This is a genomic window from Pseudomonas sp. 22515 (assembly GCF_052044625.1).
Lineage (GTDB): Bacteria > Pseudomonadota > Gammaproteobacteria > Pseudomonadales > Pseudomonadaceae > Aquipseudomonas > Aquipseudomonas alloputida.
In genome coordinates this window covers 96,556-113,878 of record NZ_JBQENN010000013.1, presented here as the reverse complement: position 1 = coordinate 113,878, position 17,323 = coordinate 96,556, and the positions used below count along the sequence as shown (strand labels likewise).

Sequence of the window (17,323 nt, the reverse complement as noted above, 5' to 3'; positions counted from 1 at the left end):
CGAAAGGGCCGGTCCAGGTGCCTTGGATAGTCCAACCCAACCCCGCTTTCGTCCAACTTTGCCGGCCAGCCGCTGGATACGCTGTCCACTCCAGTACGGAGGATCCACCCATGACCTACCTGTTCAACCCGCCGGCCATCGTCAGCCTGCCGATCCGCGGCAGCGATGCGCGCTTCCCGGTCGGCCGGGTGTTCTGCCTCGGCCGCAACTACCCGTGGCCGGAATCCTACGGCGCGGCGCCGCAGGAGCCTGTGTTTTTCATGAAACCGGCAAGCAACGTGGTCGAGGCACTGGGCGAACTGCCCTTCCCGCCGCAGACCGACGAGTTCTGCCATGAAATCGAACTGGTCGCGGCCATCGCCAAAGGCGGCGCCAACATCGCCCGCGAGCATGCCCTGGAGCATGTGTTCGGCTTTGCCGCCGGTCTAGACATGACCCGTCGCGATCACCAGCGCAAGGCCAAGGCCGAGGGCCTGCCGTGGGAAGGCGCCAAGGTGTTCGAGGCTTCGGCACCGATGACCGCCATCGTCCCTGCCAGCGAATGCGACTGGCCGCTGGATACGTCGCTGTGGCTGCAGGTCAATGGCGAGGAGCGCCAGCGTGCCCACCTGAGCCAGCAGACCTGGGCATTGGCCGAAGTGATCAGCCGGCTGTCACGCCAGCTGCCGCTGCACCCGGGCGACCTGATCATGACCGGCAGCCCGCCCGGCGTGGCCCCGCTGAACCCGGGCGACACGATACACGCCGGGATCGACGGTATTGGCGAGCTGCACCTGCGTGTCGGCCCCCGCCCTGCCGGGCAAACAGCCAACGCAGCCTGAGCCTGACGGAGACCCGACATGACCCAGAACAAGAAAATCGCCCTGGTCACCGGTGCCGGTAGCGGCATCGGCCGCGCCGTCGCCCTCGCCCTGCTGGAGGATGGCTTCAGCCTGGTGCTCGCCGGGCGCCGCGCCGAACCCCTGCAAGCCGTGGTTGCACAGGCGCTGGCAGCAGGCGGTGAGGCACTGGCCGTGCCCACCGATGTACGCGACGAGCAAAGCGTCGCGCAGCTGTTCGCCACCATCGAAGAAGTGCACGGCCGGCTCGATGTGATCTTCAACAATGCCGGCATCAACGCGCCCGCCGTGCCGGTGGACGAGCTGCCGTTGGAGAACTGGCGCAACGTCATGGCCACCAACGTCGATGGTGTGTTCCTGTGCGCCCGCGCCGCCTTCGGCCTGATGCGCCGCCAGCAGCCGCAAGGCGGGCGAATCATCAATAACGGCTCGATCTCGGCGCACACCCCACGCCCGTTCACCGCACCTTACACCGCCAGCAAGCATGCGGTGCTGGGCCTGACCAAGGCGCTGGCGCTGGATGGTCGGCCTTACCACATCGTGTGCAGCCAGTTGGACATCGGCAACGCCCTGACCGAGTTGTCCGAGCGCATGACCCGTGGGGTGCGCCAGGCCAATGGCGAGATCGCCGCCGAACCGATGCTCGACGTGCGCCATGTGGCCGATGCGGTGCGCTACATCGCAGCGCTGCCGCTCGACGCCAACGTACTGAACATGACCGTGATGGCCAGCAACATGCCGTTCGTTGGCCGTGGCTGATCCCTGTTTATGATGGAGTGACCGATGAAACCAGAAGTCCTGCAACTGAGCCCTATCCTGATCCCGCAGATCCGTGAGCGCCTGGAACAGCTGTTCACCGTACACCGTTACTACGAACAGGCCGACAAGGATGCCTACGTCAGCCAGTATGCAAGCAACATTCGGGGCGTGATTACCGGCGGCCACACCGGCATCAGCCAGGCGCTGATGGCGCGCCTGCCCAACCTCGAAGTGATCGCCGTCAATGGCGTCGGCACCGACGCGGTAGACTTGGCCTATGCCCGCGATCACGGCATCCAGGTGACGGCGACCCTCGGTGCGCTCACCGAGGACGTCGCCGATCTTGCCATCGGCCTGCTGATCGGCTTGTGCCGGGGTATCTGCACCGGTGACCGCTTCGTTCGCGCCGGCCGTTGGGCCACCAGCACCACGCCGCTGGCACCGCTGCCACTGGCCCGGCAGGTGTCGGGCATGCGCGTGGGCATCGTCGGCATGGGCCGGGTCGGGCGGGCGGTAGCACAGCGGGCGACAGCCTTCGGTTGCCCGATCCGCTACACCGATCTACAGGCGCTGGATGTGCCCTACGGGTTCGAGGCAGATCTGCTGCAGTTGGCCAAGGACAGCGATGCGCTGATACTCGCGGCGGCGGCTGACAAGGGCGAGGCGCTGATCAATCGCGACGTGCTGCGGGCGTTGGGCGCCGAGGGGTATCTGATCAATATCGCACGCGGCAAGCTGGTGGATGAACCCGCGTTGGTCGCGGCGTTGCAGGCCGGCGAGATCGCTGGCGCGGCGCTGGATGTGTTTGCCGATGAACCGCGAGCGCCCGAGGCGTTGTTCGAGCGCGAAGATGTAGTCCTGCAACCGCATCGCGCCAGTGCCACGGTACAGACACGCACGCGCATGGGCGAGATGGTGGTGGCCAGCCTGGTGGATGTATTTGCCGGACGCACACCGCAGGGGTTGGTTATCTAGTCGGCTTGTGCTGGCCTCTTCGCGGGAAGGCCCGTTCCCACAGGTGCAGCGCCGTATTTGAAGGCGGTGCAGATTCCGTAGGCGCGGGCGTGCCCGCGAAGAGGCCGGCACAGGCAGCAAAGGGGTATCAGGCCACCGCCAGCTCCACCGCCTCCCCCTTCAACCGCACCGGCCACACCCGCAACCTCTGCCCGGCATCCTCCAGGCACTCCCCACTCAGCAGGCTGAAGTGCTGCTTGTAGAGCGGCGCTGCCACCACCAACTCACCTTGCACACTGCCCACCAGCCCGCGGCCGATGATGTTGGCGCCGGAGCGTGGGTCGCGATTGTCCACTGCATACAGCGGCTGGGACTGCCCCGGCAGGTAGAACAACGCCACCTGGGCCCCATCGAACCAAACCACGACGCCGGAGTCGGCCACCAGGTCTTGTGCCTGGCACACCGTCTGCCAGTTTTCTTGCGTGTTCACAGCAGCATTGGCCAGGTTCATCAGACAGCCTCCTCGACAGTTGGGATCAGGTGCAGCGGTGCAGCAGGCCGGCGTTGCTCGCGTTCGCGCACGAAGTGCACGTCCGGGTCGGCGCGTCGGTCGTTGACGAAGGTGCGGAAGCGCTTGAGCTTCTCCGGGTCGTTGAGGGCATTGGCCCACTCGCATTCATACTGGTCGACCACCTGCTGCATCTGCGCTTCCAGCTCATTAGCCAGGCCCAGGCTGTCGTCGATGATCACCTGCTTCAGGTAGTCCAGCCCGCCTTCCAGGTTTTCACGCCACACCGAGGTGCGCTGCAGCTTGTCGGCCGTGCGGATGTAGAACATCAGCACGCGGTCGATCAGGCGTACCAGGGTTTCGTCGTCCAGGTCGGTGGCGAACAGCTCGGCATGCCGCGGGCGCATGCCGCCGTTGCCGCACACGTACAGGTTCCAGCCCTTGTCGGTGGCGATAACGCCGATGTCCTTGCTCTGCGCCTCGGCGCATTCACGGGTGCAACCCGATACCGCGAACTTGAGCTTGTGCGGGCTGCGCAGGCCCTTGTAACGGTCTTCCAGGCGCAGGGCCATGGCGACACTGTTCTGCACGCCGTAACGGCACCAGGTACTGCCCACGCACGACTTCACCGTGCGGGTCGACTTGCCGTAGGCGTGGCCGGTTTCGAAACCGGCCTCGATCAGTTCGCCCCAGATCAGCGGCAGCTCGTGCAACTGGGCGCCGAACAGGTCGATGCGCTGGCCACCGGTGATCTTGGTGTACAGGTCGTATTTCTTGGCCACCTGGCCGATGACGATAAGCTTGTCGGGGGTTATTTCACCACCGGGAATGCGCGGCACCACCGAATAGGTGCCGTTTTTCTGCATGTTGGCCATGAAGGTGTCGTTGGTGTCCTGCAGCGGTACCAGCGCCGGGTCCATGATCGGCTGGTTCCAGCACGAGGCGAGAATGTTGCCCACCGCCGGCTTGCAGATGTCACACCCCAGATGGCCCTTGCCATGGCGCTCGAGCAGTTCACTGAAGGTGCGGATACCCTCCACCCGCACCAACCCGTACAGCTCCTGCCGGGTGTAGGCAAAGTGCTCGCACAGGCTCTTGTCCACCGCCACGCCGCGGGCCGTCAGTTCGTGCTCGAAGACTTGCTTGAGCAGGGCCGCGCAACCGCCGCAGCCGGTCGCGGCCTTGGTGCAGCCCTTGACCGCAGCCAAGTCGCTACAGCCACTGTCGATCGCGGCGCACACCGCCCCCTTGCTGACGTTGTGGCAGGAGCAGATGGTCGCGCTGTCGGGCAGCGCATCGGCGCCCAACGCCGGCGCACCACCGCCTTGCGGCAGGATCAGCGCTGCCGGGTCGGCCGGCAGGGCGATGCCGTTCTGGGCGTACTGCAACAGGGTGTCGTAATAGCTGTTGTCGCCGACCAGCACCGCGCCGAGCACGTGCTTGCCGCTGGCATCCACCACCAAACGGCGGTAAGCGCTGTTGGCTTCATCGATGAAGCGATAGCTGCGCGCGCCCGGCGTGGCACCGTGGGCATCGCCGATCGAACCGACATCCACCCCCAGCAGCTTGAGCTTGGTCGACATGTCGGCGCCGGTGAACGCCACCGCCGCCTCGCCCATCAGCAGCCCAGCCAGGTTGCGCGCCATGCTGTAGCCTGGGGCGACCAGTCCGAACACACTGCCGTTCCACGAGGCGCACTCGCCGATGGCGAAGATGCGTGGGTCGCTGCTGCGGCAGTGGTTATCGATGACCACGCCACCGCGCGCGGCGATGTCCAGGCCGCAACCTCGGCCCAGTGCATCCTGTGGGCGGATACCGGCGGAGAACACGATCAGGTCGGTTTCCAGGTGCTCACCGCCGTCGAAGTTCATGCGGTAGCGGTAGGTTTCACCGGCACTGACCGACTGGGTGGCGCGCGCCAGGTGCACCCCCACACCCAGCGCTTCGATCTGCGCCTTCAACGCGGCACCGCCCTCGCCGTCCAGCTGTACCGGCATCAGCCGTGGGGCGAATTCCACCACGTGGGCTTCCAGCCCCAGCGACTTGAGGGCGTTGGCCGCTTCCAGGCCAAGCAGGCCACCGCCGACCACCACCCCTCGGCGGGCACCGGCTGCAGCAGCACGAATGCCATCGAGGTCGTCCAGGGTGCGGTAGACCAGGCGGGCATTGCCGCTGGAGCCTTCGATCGGCGGTACGAAGGGATAGGAGCCGGTGGCCAGCACCAGTTGGTCGTAGCCATAGCGACCTTCGGCAGTGACGACTTCGCGGCGCTCACGGTCGATCTCCAGCACGGCCTCACCCAGGTGCAGGTGCACGCCATTGGCGTCGTAGAAATCGTGCTCACACAGGGCCAGGGTTTCGGCACAGCTGCCGCCGAAGTATTCGGACAGGTGCACGCGGTCATACGCGCGTTGGCGCTCTTCGCCGAATACCCGCACCTCGAAGCGCTGCAGGGCGCCGCGACTGACCAGTTGTTCGACGCAATGGTGGCCGACCATGCCGTTGCCGACGATGACCAGTCGCTCTCGTTGCCCGCTGCTCGCTGTTGCCTTCATAAGCCGATCCTCGATCAAAAAAAAAGCGCCTGGAGCCGAAGCTCCAGGCGCCTTTGCCTGTATTCATCACGGTAGGGGGCCCGGTTGATCGCCGTTGATCAGTGGGCTTTGTTGTATCCAAGGTTAAGCAGGGAGCGTGCCAATCGGGTTGCCTGGGTTGCCTGGGTTGCGTGGGTTGCCTGTGTCGGCCTCTTCGCGGGTAAACCCGCTCCTACACTTGCGCTGGGCCCGCCCAGCCAATGCACATTCAAGGTGCACAACACCCCATCTTGGAGCACGTCAGTACACATCGCGCCGATAACGCCTGGCCTTGCTCAAGCCTTCGACATAAGCCGCCGCCGCCGCCGCATCCATCCGGCCATGCTCGGCGACGATTACCCGCAACGCCGCATCCACATCCCTGGCCATACGCTGCGCATCGCCACACACATAGAAATACGCCCCCGCCTCCAGCCACTGCCACAACAGCGCACCCTGCTCAAGCATGCGCTGCTGCACATAGATCTTCTCGACCTGGTCCCGCGAGAACGCCGTGTTCAGCCGCAGGTGCCCCGCCGCCTCCCAGGCCTGCAACTGCTCCTGGTAATAGAAATCGGTCGCTGCGTACTGCTCACCGAAGAACAGCCAGTTGTCACCTTTTGCCCCCCGTGCCTCTCGCTCCTCGAGGAACGCACGGAACGGTGCAATGCCAGTACCAGGGCCCACCATGATCACCGGCACGCTGTCGTCCTCGGGCAAGCGGAAGTGCTTCGACACCTGCGGGAAGATCGCCACTTTCTGCACCTGCGCACGGTCGGCAAGGAAGCTTGAGCACACGCCTTTACGTTCGCCATAACGCACCGTCGATACCGTCAGATGCACCTGGCCTGGGTGCGCCAGCGGGCTGGAACTGATCGAATAGAGCCGCGGCTGCAATGGCTTGAGCAGTTCCAGCCAGCTGGCCAGCGGCAACTGCTGGGGGAAAGCGCGCAGCACATCGACCAGCTGCCGGCCCCACAGCCAATCTTGCAGCTCGGCCTTGCATTCAGGCTGCAGCAACCGCTGCAGGTCAGGCGCATTGCTGGCAAATGCCTGCAGTTGTTGTGCAGTGACCTTGGCAATTTCCAGATGTGCTTGCAGGGCTTCGGCCAATGGCATGGCGCAATGACCTTTAAGCTCGACCATCGCCTGGCCATCGAGCTGCATCAGTGTCAGCAGCTCTTCTACCAGGGCCGGGCAGTTGCGCGGCCATACGCCCAAGGCATCGCCGGCAGCATAACTGAAGCCGCTGCCGCCCAGGTCGAAGACCAGCTGGCGGGTTTCCTTGCTGGCGCCGGGGCCATTGAGCAGGCGGTTTTCCAGCACGGTGGCCATCCAGGGTTGCTGCTTGCTGAAGGCCGATACGGGTGCAGCTTCACTCGCCGGAGGTGGCGCCGCGGCAGTGCCCAGTGCAGGTAATAACGCTTCGAGCCAACTGGCAAAGGCTTCGTCGAAGTCTGGCTCGCAGTCCACCCGTTGCAGCAGGCGCTGCCCTCCCAGCTCGGCCAGGCGCTGGTCGAGCTTGCGGCCAAAACCGCAGAACTGGTCGTAACTGGAGTCGCCCAAGGCCAGTACGGCATAGGGCAGCCCGGCGCAGTGGGCGCCCTCCTCGCCCTGCAAGGCCTGCCAGAATGCCGCGCCGCTGTCGGGCGCGTCGCCATCGCCAAAGGTGCTGGCGATCAACACCACACTGGCAACACCCTGCAGCTGGCTTGGGCTGACCGCCTCCAGGCAGCTGAGTTGCACGTTCAGACCAGCATCGCGCAGGCGCGCGGCACAGCGTTCGGCCAGTTGCTCACCATTGCCGGTCTGCGAGGCCCACAGCACCTGATGCCATGGCGCGGCCTGTGCCGCGATGGGCGCAGTTGCAGGCTGGGCGAACAGCCCGGCCAGCAAACCGTCGACAAACAAACGACGGCTGGCAGCCAGCGGCGCACTGGGCGGCAGGCGGGGTACGCCCTCGGCGCGGGCCTGGTCCAGGCCCAGCAGGAAACCTTGCAGGTAATGACGCTCTTCTTCGGCCAGCACCGGAACCGGCAGGGTGTGCAGGCCAAGCAGACGGGACAGGGTGGCGGTCGGCATGCGGACAGGCTCTACAGTGGCAGTGTTCAGATCAAGGGCGTCGATGCGCTCGCCTGCGACCCGCTCCAGGGCTATGGCGCAGTGTTTGAAGGCAGGCTGCAGCGACAGCGGGTCGACCGCATCGCAGGTCGCGGCATTGATCGCCAATTGCTCGCCGATCAGGTCATTCCAGTGAAACGGCGCAAAGCAGTTGCCCGGCATGACCCGGTCACTGATGCGCGCCGGCAACACGGCGTGCCCCCGGCGTGAGCGAACGGCCACCTGGTCCTTTTCAGCGACACCCAGCCGGGCGGCATCCTCGGGGTGAATCTCAAGGTAGGGGCCGGGCTCCAGCTTGTTCAGTGCCGGCACCTTGCCGGTCTTGGTCAACGTGTGCCATTGGTGCTGCACACGGCCAGTGTTAAGCACCATGGGGTAGTCATCGTCCGGCACTTCCGCTGCCGGCAACCAGGGCCGCGCAAAGAAGCGCGCCTTGCCGCTGGCGGTGGGAAAGGCCAGTGCCGGCCGCCTACCCCGGGCATCGAGCAGGAGCGCCTGGCTGCTGCCGTCGTTGAGGTAGCGCAGCGGGCTACGATGCTGCTCGCTGCCCGGTGCACAAGGCCACTGGCGCGGCTGTGTCCGCAATTCGGCATAGCCGATACCGCGCAGGTCATAACCGGTAACAGGGTTGTGGAAGCGGCGTATTTCCTCATACACCGCTTCGGCATTGGGGTAGTCGAAGGCGTCGGCATAGCCCATGGCACACGCCACGCGGGCAATGATCTGCCAGTCCGGCAAGCTTTGCCCGGGGGGCTCGACAGCGCGTGGCATCAGGGTCAGGTTGCGCTCGCTGTTGATCATCACACCCTCACCTTCGGCCCACAGCGCGGCCGGCAGGAGGATGTCGGCGTAGCGGTTGGTTTCGGTGTCGAGGAAGGCGTCCTGGGTAATGACCAGTTCGGCCTTGCGCAGGCCGTCGATCACTTGCTGGCGGTTGGCGACACTGGCTACCGGGTTGCTGCAGATGACCCAGCAGGCTTTCACTTCACCGGTTTTCATCTGCCCGAACAGCGCCACCGTACCCTCGCCACCCTCGCTGCGCAGGCTGCCGGGTGGCAGTTGCCACTGTCGCTCGACGAACGCGCGGTCGTCGTCCGCCAACGCTGAGCGCTGGCCTGGCAAGCCGGGGCCCATGTAGCCCATGTCGCGGCCGCCCATGGCATTGGGCTGGCCGGTCAGCGAGAACGGGCCGCTACCGGGGCGGCAGATGGCACCCGTGGCCAAATGCAGGTTACAGATGGCGTTGCTGTGCCAGGTACCGTGAATGCTCTGGTTCAAGCCCATGGTCCAGCAGCTCATCCAGTTGTTGGCGCTGCCGATCCATTCGGCGGCCTTGATGATATCGGCCTCGGCCAGCCCGGTGATGGCGGCGACGCGCTCGGGGGGGTAGTCGTCGAGGAAGGCCGGCAGTTCGTCCCAGCCTTCGGTGTGGCGGGCGATGAAGTCGGGGTGGGTGCGGCCATTGCGATGCAGCAGGTGCAAAAGGCCGTTGAGCAAGGCCATGTCGCTGCCGGGGCGCACCTGCAGAAACAGGTCGGCCTTGTCGGCGGTGGCGCTGCGACGTGGGTCGACGACGATCAGCTTCGCACCGGCCTTGACCCGATCAAGCAGGCGCAGGAACAGGATCGGGTGGCAGTCGGCCATGTTGGCGCCGATCACCAAAAATACGTCGGCGTGCTCGAAGTCCTGGTAACTGCCAGGTGGGCCATCGGCGCCAAGCGACAGCTTGTAGCCACTGCTGGCGCTGGCCATGCACAGGCGCGAGTTGGACTCGATGTGGCGCGTACGGATAAAGCCCTTGGCCAACTTGTTGGCCAGGTACTGGGCCTCCAGCGACATTTGCCCGGACACGTAGAGCGCCACGGCATCCGGGCCGTGCTGGTCGATGATGCTGCGCAGACGCTCGGCGGTGGCAGCGATGGCCTGGTCCATGCTGGTGCGCACTGGCGGCTGGCTGCGTTGCTGGCGCACATAGGCGTCGGCCATGCGCCCGCTGGCACTCAGTGGCAGGTGTGCGGTGAGGCCTTTGGTGCATAGGCGGCCAAAGTTGCTCGGGTGCAGCTTGTCGCCGCTGATCTTGCCGACCTTGCCATCGGCAACGCTCATGACGATGCCGCAGCCCACGCCGCAGTAGGGGCAGACGCTGCGTACTTCGCTGTTGGCCATGGGCGGGCTCCTGTGGAAAACGCAAAAAGGCGCCGGCTGCCCCGGCATGCTGATGCAAGCGGGGCAACACGGCGCCTTTGTCGTGAAGTGGTGAGGGCTGTCGACGTTGATAGCCCGGGATGAGGGTAGATCAGCAATTTATGGGCCAGCTATACCGGCCCTTTCGNGGCGCCGTACCTGTGGGAGCGGGCGTGCCCGCGAAGAGGCCTGCACAGGTTACGCACCATGCAGTGGCAAGCCGGTACCCGCTGGCGCTATGCTGGGGCAATTTCCAGCATGAGCAACTGCCCTCCCCCCATGTCCCAGGTGATCCTCAAGACCCCCGCCCAACTCGACCTGATGCGCCGCGCCGGCCAGCTACTGGCCCAGGTGTTCACCGAACTCGACAGCTTCATCCGCCCCGGCGTGACCACGATGCAGATCAACGACCGCGCCGAGGCGTTCATCGTCGATACGCTCAAGGCACGGCCAGCAAGCAAAGGCCAGTACGGTTTCCCTTACTCGCTCAATACGTCGGTGGACCACGTGGTATGCCACGGCATCCCCAAGGTCGATGAGGTGCTCAAGGAAGGCTCGATCATCAACGTCGACATCACGCTGGAACAGGGCGGCTACATTGCCGATTCGTCGAAGATGTATTGCATCGGCAAGATCAGCGAAGAAGCCCGGCGCCTGGTCGACACCACCTATGACGCGTTGTGGAAAGGCATCGAGCAGGTGCGCCCTGGGGCAACGCTGGGCGATATCGGCCATGCCGTTCAGGCCCATGCCGAGGCGGCGGGTTACAGCGTGGTGCGCGAGTATTGCGGCCACGGTATTGGCCAGCAGATGCATGAAGGGCCAGAGGTACTGCACATTGGCCAGCGCGGCATGGGCATGAAGCTGAAACCGGGGATGGTGTTTACCATCGAGCCGATGATCAACCAGGGTGGCCGCGGCACGCGCGAGTTGAAGGATGGCTGGACGGTGATCACCCGGGACCACAGCTTGTCGGCGCAGTGGGAGCATACCGTGGCGGTGACTGAGGGTGGGTATGAGGTGCTGACATTGCGGGAGGAGGAACGGCGTGGCTGAAGCTGCGGCAAACGCGTGCAGGTAGGGGGACAAAATTCAGGCACAAAAAAAGCGACCCTAGGGTCGCTTTCTTTGTTACTTCCGGGTGTTCAGTGGGCCCTGGAAGTGGAATATGGCGCAGCGGACGGGACTCGAACCCGCGACCCCCGGCGTGACAGGCCGGTATTCTAACCGACTGAACTACCGCTGCGCTATACATCGAGTGGTGGGTGATGACGGGATCGAACCGCCGACCCTCTGCTTGTAAGGCAGATGCTCTCCCGGCTGAGCTAATCACCCTTCGTCTCGGTGTGGCGCGCATTCTACGGAGCGTCCCGCACCCTGGCAAGCACTTTTTAAACTTTTTTCAAAAAAAACCTCAGGCCTTTCAAAGACCTAGCGTTGTCGGGCGATTCTTTCGTGCATAAGCCACTGCTGGCCCTCTGACAGGGCTGGCCTCAATTCACCGCTCGGAGAATAATGCCCGCCTTATGCATTAAGGAGAGATTGCCCCTCATGTGGTTCAAGAACCTGCTGACCTACCGCCTGACCCAGGAAGTTCCGTTCGAGCCTGAAGCGCTGGAAGCCGCCCTGGCCAGCAAGCCGGCCCGCCCCTGCGCCAGCCAGGAGCTGACCACTTATGGTTTCGTCGCGCCGTTCGGCAAAGGCGAAGACGCTCCCCTGGTGCATGTCAGCGGCGAGTACCTGCTGATTGCCGCGCGCAAGGAAGAACGCATCCTGCCGAGCAGCGTGGTCAACGACGCGGTCAAGGAAAAGGTCGAAGAGATCGAGACCGAGCAAATGCGCAAGGTCTATAAAAAGGAACGCGACCAGATCAAGGACGAAATCATCCAGGCGTTCCTGCCGCGTGCGTTCATCCGCCGCTCGATGATCTTCGCTGCCATTGCCCCACGCCTGGGCGTGATCCTGGTCAACTCGGCCAGCGCCAAGCGCGCCGAAGACCTGCTGTCGACCCTGCGTGAAGTGATGGGTTCGCTGCCCGTGCGCCCGGCCACGGTGAAGATTGCGCCGGTGGCCACCATGACCGACTGGGTCAAATCGCAGCAAGCCGCCGAAGGCTTCTATGTGCTGGACGAGTGCGAACTGCGCGACACCGCCGAAGATGGCGGTATCGTGCGCTGCAAGCGCCAGGACCTGACTGGCGAAGAGATCCAGCTGCACCTGAGCACTGGCAAAGTGGTGACCCAGCTGGCCCTGGCCTGGCAAGACAAGCTGTCGTTCATTCTCGACGACAAGATGGTGATCAAGCGCCTGAAGTTCGAAGAGCTGCTGCAGGAGCAGGCCGAGCAGGACGGTGGCGATGAGGCTGCGCAACAGTTCGACGCCAGCTTCCAGCTGATGATGATGACCTTTGCCGAATTCCTGCCGGTGCTGTTCGAGGCGCTGGGTGGTGAAGAGATTCCGCAAGGGGTCTGACGGGTATGAGATGCGGTGCTGGCCTGTTTTCTGCCAGCACCGGCCTCTTCGCGGGTAAACCCGCGCCTACGACGGCCTGCACCCAATCACCAATGTGTGCCCACCCCCGATCAGGTGTAGGAGCGGGTTTACCCGCGAATACGGTAGCGGCGGCAACGGTGAACGACGGGTGGAAATTGGCCAGCAGGCCCGGCCCATTCGCGGACAAACCCGTGCCTACACATTTTGAGCAAGACAGTTGACCCTACAAGTGGGTGTGGTACCCCTTGCAGGCGTGGACTTGCCCGGAAGGCCGCAGATTGGCACCATGATGCACACTGTGAGGACGACCTCACGACGCACCGCGTGACCATTCCGGGGACGGCCCCATCATTCAAACGATGGAGACACACTCATGTCCTGGATCATCCTGTTTTTCGCCGGCCTGTTCGAGGTTGGCTGGGCCGTCGGCCTCAAATACACCGACGGTTTCACTCGACCACTACCCACTGTCCTTACCGTCGGCGCCATGGTCATCAGCCTGGGCCTGCTGGGCCTGGCCATGAAGGAGTTGCCGCTGGGCACCGCCTATGCCATCTGGACCGGCGTAGGCGCAGTCGGTACGGTCATCGCCGGGATCATGCTGTTCGGCGAGTCCATGGCCCTGGTGCGGCTGGTCAGTGTGGCGCTGATCGTCTGCGGCCTCGTCGGCCTGAAAGTCAGCGCCAGCTAACCCCCTATCGCAGAGGGCCGCGCAGGCGGCTGACCTGTTCGCGCAACACTTCAGGCTGCGCCGCCTCCACCGGGACGGCGGCGCCTGCCACGATGGTCACCCGCGACCACAGGCGCTTGAAGAAGCCCTTGGCCGGGTCGCGGCTGAAGAAGCTACCCCACAACCCCTGCAAGGCCAGCGGAATCACCGGTACCGGCGTTTCTTCGAGGATGCGGCTGACCCCACCCTTGAAGACATCGATTTCGCCATCGCCCGTCAGCTTGCCTTCCGGGAAGATGCACACCAGCTCGCCATCAGCCAGGTACTCGGCAATCCGCGCGAAGGCCCGCTCGTACGTCGCCTGGTCTTCGTTACGCCCGGCAATCGGGATGGCACCGGCAGTGCGAAACACGAAGTTGAGCACCGGCAGGTTGTAGATCTTGTAGTACATGACAAAGCGGATCGGCCGGCGTATGGCCCCGCCCAGCAGCAACGCATCGACGAACGACACGTGGTTGCACACCAGCAACGCTGCACCTTCGTCGGGGATGCGCTCGAGGTCTCGGTGCTGCACGCGGTACATCGAATGGCTGAGCAGCCAGATCAGGAAGCGCATGGTGAACTCGGGCACGATCCTGAAGATATAGGTGTTGACCGCGATATTGAGCAGCGACACCACCAGGAAAAGCTGCGGGATGCTCAGCTTGGCCACGCCTAGCAGGATGATGGTGAGCACCGCCGACACCACCATGAACAAGGCATTGAGGATGTTGTTGGCCGCGATTACCCTGGCGCGCTCGTCCTCGGCCGTGCGGGCCTGGATCAACGCATACAGCGGCACGATGTAGAAGCCGCCGAACACACCCAGGCCAATGATCGACAGCAAGATCCACCAGGCCTGGCTCATGCCCAGCAGTGCCAGCCAGTCGTGCGGCGCTGCTGCAGCCGGTACATCACCAGAGTGCCACCACCACAGCAGGCCGAACAGGGTCAGGCCGAACGAACCGAACGGCACCAGGCCGATTTCCACCTTGCGTCCACTGAGCCGCTCACACAGCAGCGAGCCCAGGGCAATGCCCACCGAGAACAGGGTCAGCACCAGGGTCACCACGGTGCCGTCACCGTGCAGCCAATCCTTGGCATAGGCCGGGATCTGCGTGAGGTAGATAGCGCCAACAAACCAGAACCACGAGTTGCCGACGATCGAGCGCGACACCGCCGGCGGCTGGCCCAGGCCCATGCGCAAGATCACCCACGACTGCTTGAAGATGTTCCAGTCCAGCGGCATTTGCGGCGAGGCGGCAGCCGCCCGCGGGATCCAGCGGCTGGCGAGGTAGCCGAGTACCGCCGTGCCGACCACGCCACCGGCCACCACTGTTGCGTAGCTGTCGGCCGACATCATCACCCCCGCGCCGATGGTGCCGGCGAGGATGGCGAGGAAGGTGCCGGTTTCCACCAGCCCGTTACCGCCCACCAACTCTTCCTCGCGCAGGGCCTGCGGCAGGATCGAATACTTCACCGGGCCGAACAGCGCCGAGTGGGTCCCCATACCGAACAGGGCCACCAGCATCAGCCACAGATGGTTGGTGACAAAGCCCAGCGCACCCATCGCCATGATCACGATTTCGGCCAGTTTGATTGCACGGATCAGCGCATCCTTGGCGAACTTCTCGCCAAACTGCCCGCCCAGCGCCGAAAACAGGAAAAACGGCAGGATGAACAGCAAGGCACACAAGTTGACCCAGATCGATCGGTCACCATCGCCCAGGCTGAGCTTGAACAAAATCGCCAGGATCAGCGACTGCTTGAACAGGTTGTCGTTGAAGGCACCCAGCGACTGAGTGATGAAAAACGGCAGGAAACGCCGCTTGCCGAGCAAGGTGAATTGCGAAGAGTGACTCATCGTCCTTGGTCCTGAGGGCTTTTCAATTGGAGGCTCGCCAAGCGCGCCGGGCCACAAATCTGCATGGGAAATGCGCTGGCTGGCAAGCACAGGCTCAGGCATGGCCACGCAAGATTGCGTTCAAGGACCTGCCAGCAGTTGCAGCACTGGCGCTACGTCACTCGAAGCCAAACAACGCCCGCGCGGTATCCACCAACAGCGCCTGGCGCAACTGCGCTGAACACCCTAAGGCCTCGAACTGTTCGACAGCGGTGCCGAAACTGACCTCCGACTCATGCTGGGTATGCGGCCAGTCACTGCCCCACATCAACCGCTCTGCGCCGTAATGGGCTTCCAGCGCGCACAGCGCCTGACGGGCGAATGCCAGGTTCTCTTCCGGCGAGCCCTGCAGCCTGTAGATGCCGGACACCTTCACCCACACCTTGCCCCCACCGCTCAGGGTCAGCAGTTCGGCAAACCCCGGCTGGCCCAGGCCAAGGCGGGCATCCGGGCGGCCGAAATGGTCAATCACGATGTCCAGCCCGTAAGGCTGCAATGCCCGCACCAGCACTGGAATGTCCGCCACCTGACGGTGCAGTTCCACGTGCCACCCCTGCTCGCCGATGCGCTCCAGCAGGGGCCGCCACTGAGCGCCGGTCAGGTCAGGCATGTCGTGCCCCATGAGGTTGAGGCGTACCCCCCTGACTCCCAACCGGGCCATTTCCGCCAAGGTCGCCGGCTCGACCTCCCGCTCCAGCATCACTACCCCGCGCAGCTGCCCCGGCACGGTCTGCAAGGCGCTGAGCAGGTAGCGGTTGTCCGTACCCAGGAAGCTGGGCTGAACCAGTACGCCATGGCTGCAACCATGGGCCCGCAGTTGGCCCAGGTAGTCGCCCAGCGGCGCATCGTAACTGGGCGCATAACGCCGCTGGCGGGCCAGGTTCAGCCCACGGCTGAACACGTGGGCGTGGCTGTCGATGGCAGTCAGGTGCAAAGCAGGTGCGTCGGGCATGGTTCTCATACAAACACGTTCAGGTTACTTGGCGACGGCACCGGCCGTTTCCGGCGCAGGTGCAGATTCAAGGTTGCGGCCACGGGTTTCGGGCAGGCACAGGGCTGCGATCACCGCAACGCCATACGCGATGCCGGCATCGATGCCGATGGCACTGCCCAGCGACATCGACTCGCTCATGTGCCCGACCAGGAACGGGAACACGGCCGACAGCACGCGACCGAAGTTGTAGCAGAAGCCCACCCCGGCGCCGCGCACGTCAGCCGGGTACAGCTCATTGAAAAACGCACCCAGGCTGGCCGGGATGCCGGCGGCGAAAAAGCCCAGCGGGAAGCCGAGGAACAGCATCTGGGTATTGGTCAGCGGGAAGAACACGTAGGCCTGCACGGTCAGTACACAGCACAGGGCGAACAGCAGGATGTTCTTGCGCCTGCCAATACGGTCGATCAGCAGGCCGCTGACCACGCAGCCGCACCAGAAGGCCAGGATGATCACCGCCAGGTAACCGCCCGAGTTCAGCACCGAAAGGTTGCGCTCTGTCTTGAGGAAGGTCGGCAACCAGGTCATCACCGCGTGGTAGCCACCGTGGGCACCCAGGCCGAGCAAGCCGCCCAGCAGGGTCACACGCAGCAGTTCCGGGCGAAAGATGCCAGCCATCGACTGCAAGAAGCTGGAGGGAATGGCTTTTTCTTTCTGCAGGCGCTGGAAGCTGTCCGGCTCAGGCACGTTGCGGCGTACCCAAATGATCAGCAGCGATGGCAGCAGACCGACGAAGAACATCACCCGCCAGGCAAACTCCTGCGGCACCAGTGAGTAGATCAGCGTAAACAGTGCCACCGCCAGCCCCCACCCCACAGCCCAGGCACTCTGCACCGTGCCCATGACCTTGCCGCGATACTTGGGGTTGATGGTTTCGGCCATCAGCACCGCGCCGGCTGCCCATTCGCCACCGATGCCAAAGCCTTGCATGGCCTTGACGAACAGCAACGGGTAGAAGCCGGTGACGAACGCCGAAAGGAAGGTGAAGAACGAGAACCAGAGAATCATCCATTGCAGGGTACGCACGCGACCATAGCGGTCGGACAGTGTGCCACCCAGCCAGCCGCCGATTGCCGAGGTCACCAGGGTCAGGCCACTGATCAGGCCGGCATCGCCCTTGGTCAGGGAGAACGCAGCGATCAGCGCGGGGATGGCCAGGCCGAACATTTGCACTTCCAGCGCATCGAGCGACCAGCCGCCGAAACAGGCCCAGAATGTCTTGCGTTCCCGTGAGGTGATCTCGCGATACCAGCTGAACATGATTGTTATCCTTCTATTCGTGGTGTGAC

Annotated in this window: 12 protein-coding genes and 2 tRNA genes; 6 read left to right on the top strand and 8 right to left on the bottom strand. The window is 64.1% G+C overall.

The window, feature by feature from the left end; all coding sequences use genetic code 11:
• The first annotated feature begins 110 nt into the window (after positions 1–110).
• Genes ACTJJN_RS14240 through ACTJJN_RS14230 form a run of 3 tightly spaced genes read left to right on the top strand, consistent with a single transcriptional unit; the run spans position 111 to position 2,573 of the window.
• Positions 111–821: a fumarylacetoacetate hydrolase family protein gene (locus ACTJJN_RS14240; protein ID WP_012053425.1), complete on the top strand. Its 711-nt coding sequence runs from the start codon at positions 111–113 to the stop codon at positions 819–821.
• Positions 822–839: 18 nt separating this feature from the next.
• Positions 840–1,598 carry an SDR family oxidoreductase gene (locus tag ACTJJN_RS14235; protein ID WP_012053426.1) on the top strand — a complete coding sequence of 253 codons (759 nt, stop codon included), beginning with the start codon at positions 840–842 and terminating at the stop codon, positions 1,596–1,598.
• 24 nt (positions 1,599–1,622) lie between these two features.
• On the top strand, positions 1,623–2,573 hold the full coding sequence (locus ACTJJN_RS14230; protein WP_440781348.1) for a 2-hydroxyacid dehydrogenase: 951 nt from the start codon (positions 1,623–1,625) through the stop codon (positions 2,571–2,573).
• 127 nt (positions 2,574–2,700) lie between these two features.
• Here the strand turns inward: ACTJJN_RS14230 and nirD are convergent, their stop codons facing one another.
• The 3 genes from nirD to ACTJJN_RS14215 all read right to left on the bottom strand — a co-directional run bounded on the left by nirD (position 2,701) and on the right by ACTJJN_RS14215 (position 9,920).
• Complete coding sequence (gene nirD / locus ACTJJN_RS14225; RefSeq protein ID WP_088513586.1) at positions 2,701–3,063, bottom strand: nitrite reductase small subunit NirD; 363 nt, start codon at positions 3,061–3,063, stop codon at positions 2,701–2,703.
• The gene (gene nirB, locus ACTJJN_RS14220; RefSeq protein WP_440781347.1) at positions 3,063–5,615 is read right to left on the bottom strand and encodes a nitrite reductase large subunit NirB; all 2,553 of its coding nucleotides are present in this window, start codon (positions 5,613–5,615) and stop codon (positions 3,063–3,065) included. Before nirB ends, nirD begins: the two co-directional genes overlap by 1 nt.
• 279 nt (positions 5,616–5,894) lie before the next feature.
• A complete protein-coding gene (locus ACTJJN_RS14215; RefSeq protein ID WP_012053430.1) occupies positions 5,895–9,920 on the bottom strand; it encodes a bifunctional nitrate reductase/sulfite reductase flavoprotein subunit alpha in 4,026 nt (1,341 codons plus the stop codon).
• 225 nt (positions 9,921–10,145) lie between these two features.
• On the opposite strand from ACTJJN_RS14215, the gene map reads away from it, so the two are divergent.
• Positions 10,146–10,994 carry a type I methionyl aminopeptidase gene (gene map / locus ACTJJN_RS14210; RefSeq protein ID WP_033726391.1) on the top strand — a complete coding sequence of 283 codons (849 nt, stop codon included), beginning with the start codon at positions 10,146–10,148 and terminating at the stop codon, positions 10,992–10,994.
• 113 nt (positions 10,995–11,107) lie between these two features.
• Here map and ACTJJN_RS14205 read toward each other — a convergent pair.
• Both ACTJJN_RS14205 and ACTJJN_RS14200 read right to left on the bottom strand, forming a co-directional pair.
• Positions 11,108–11,184, bottom strand: a tRNA-Asp gene (locus ACTJJN_RS14205).
• Positions 11,185–11,197: 13 nt separating this feature from the next.
• A tRNA-Val gene (locus ACTJJN_RS14200) sits at positions 11,198–11,273 on the bottom strand.
• A 216-nt stretch (positions 11,274–11,489) separates the two neighbouring features.
• On the opposite strand from ACTJJN_RS14200, the gene rdgC reads away from it, so the two are divergent.
• Together rdgC and sugE are read left to right on the top strand one after the other, a co-directional pair.
• Positions 11,490–12,410, top strand: coding sequence for a recombination-associated protein RdgC (gene rdgC, locus ACTJJN_RS14195; protein ID WP_003252510.1), 921 nt, complete (start codon positions 11,490–11,492; stop codon positions 12,408–12,410).
• A 394-nt stretch (positions 12,411–12,804) separates the two neighbouring features.
• A complete protein-coding gene (sugE, locus tag ACTJJN_RS14190; protein WP_003252507.1) occupies positions 12,805–13,122 on the top strand; it encodes a quaternary ammonium compound efflux SMR transporter SugE in 318 nt (105 codons plus the stop codon).
• Positions 13,123–13,126: 4 nt separating this feature from the next.
• On the opposite strand, the gene ACTJJN_RS14185 is transcribed toward sugE, so the two are convergent.
• The 3 genes from ACTJJN_RS14185 to ACTJJN_RS14175 all read right to left on the bottom strand — a co-directional run bounded on the left by ACTJJN_RS14185 (position 13,127) and on the right by ACTJJN_RS14175 (position 17,294).
• Complete coding sequence (locus ACTJJN_RS14185; RefSeq protein WP_012053433.1) at positions 13,127–15,004, bottom strand: MFS transporter; 1,878 nt, start codon at positions 15,002–15,004, stop codon at positions 13,127–13,129.
• Between the two features lie 157 nt (positions 15,005–15,161).
• The gene (locus ACTJJN_RS14180; RefSeq protein ID WP_041168519.1) at positions 15,162–15,995 is read right to left on the bottom strand and encodes an amidohydrolase family protein; all 834 of its coding nucleotides are present in this window, start codon (positions 15,993–15,995) and stop codon (positions 15,162–15,164) included.
• Between the two features lie 24 nt (positions 15,996–16,019).
• A complete protein-coding gene (locus ACTJJN_RS14175) occupies positions 16,020–17,294 on the bottom strand; it encodes an MFS transporter (protein WP_004575314.1) in 1,275 nt (424 codons plus the stop codon).
• Positions 17,295–17,323: the final 29 nt, after the last annotated feature.

What these genes read in the sequence shown, in the direction of transcription:
- ACTJJN_RS14240 (WP_012053425.1), top strand. Translation starts at nt 111, where the DNA reads ATGACCTACCTGTTCAACCCGCCGGCCATCGTCAGCCTGCCGATCCGC.
- ACTJJN_RS14235 (WP_012053426.1), top strand. Translation starts at nt 840, where the DNA reads ATGACCCAGAACAAGAAAATCGCCCTGGTCACCGGTGCCGGTAGCGGC.
- ACTJJN_RS14230 (WP_440781348.1), top strand. Translation starts at nt 1,623, where the DNA reads ATGAAACCAGAAGTCCTGCAACTGAGCCCTATCCTGATCCCGCAGATC.
- nirD (WP_088513586.1), bottom strand. Translation starts at nt 3,063, where the DNA reads ATGAACCTGGCCAATGCTGCTGTGAACACGCAAGAAAACTGGCAGACG.
- nirB (WP_440781347.1), bottom strand. Translation starts at nt 5,615, where the DNA reads ATGAAGGCAACAGCGAGCAGCGGGCAACGAGAGCGACTGGTCATCGTC.
- ACTJJN_RS14215 (WP_012053430.1), bottom strand. Translation starts at nt 9,920, where the DNA reads ATGGCCAACAGCGAAGTACGCAGCGTCTGCCCCTACTGCGGCGTGGGC.
- map (WP_033726391.1), top strand. Translation starts at nt 10,146, where the DNA reads ATGCAGTGGCAAGCCGGTACCCGCTGGCGCTATGCTGGGGCAATTTCC.
- rdgC (WP_003252510.1), top strand. Translation starts at nt 11,490, where the DNA reads ATGTGGTTCAAGAACCTGCTGACCTACCGCCTGACCCAGGAAGTTCCG.
- sugE (WP_003252507.1), top strand. Translation starts at nt 12,805, where the DNA reads ATGTCCTGGATCATCCTGTTTTTCGCCGGCCTGTTCGAGGTTGGCTGG.
- ACTJJN_RS14185 (WP_012053433.1), bottom strand. Translation starts at nt 15,004, where the DNA reads ATGAGTCACTCTTCGCAATTCACCTTGCTCGGCAAGCGGCGTTTCCTG.
- ACTJJN_RS14180 (WP_041168519.1), bottom strand. Translation starts at nt 15,995, where the DNA reads ATGCCCGACGCACCTGCTTTGCACCTGACTGCCATCGACAGCCACGCC.
- ACTJJN_RS14175 (WP_004575314.1), bottom strand. Translation starts at nt 17,294, where the DNA reads ATGTTCAGCTGGTATCGCGAGATCACCTCACGGGAACGCAAGACATTC.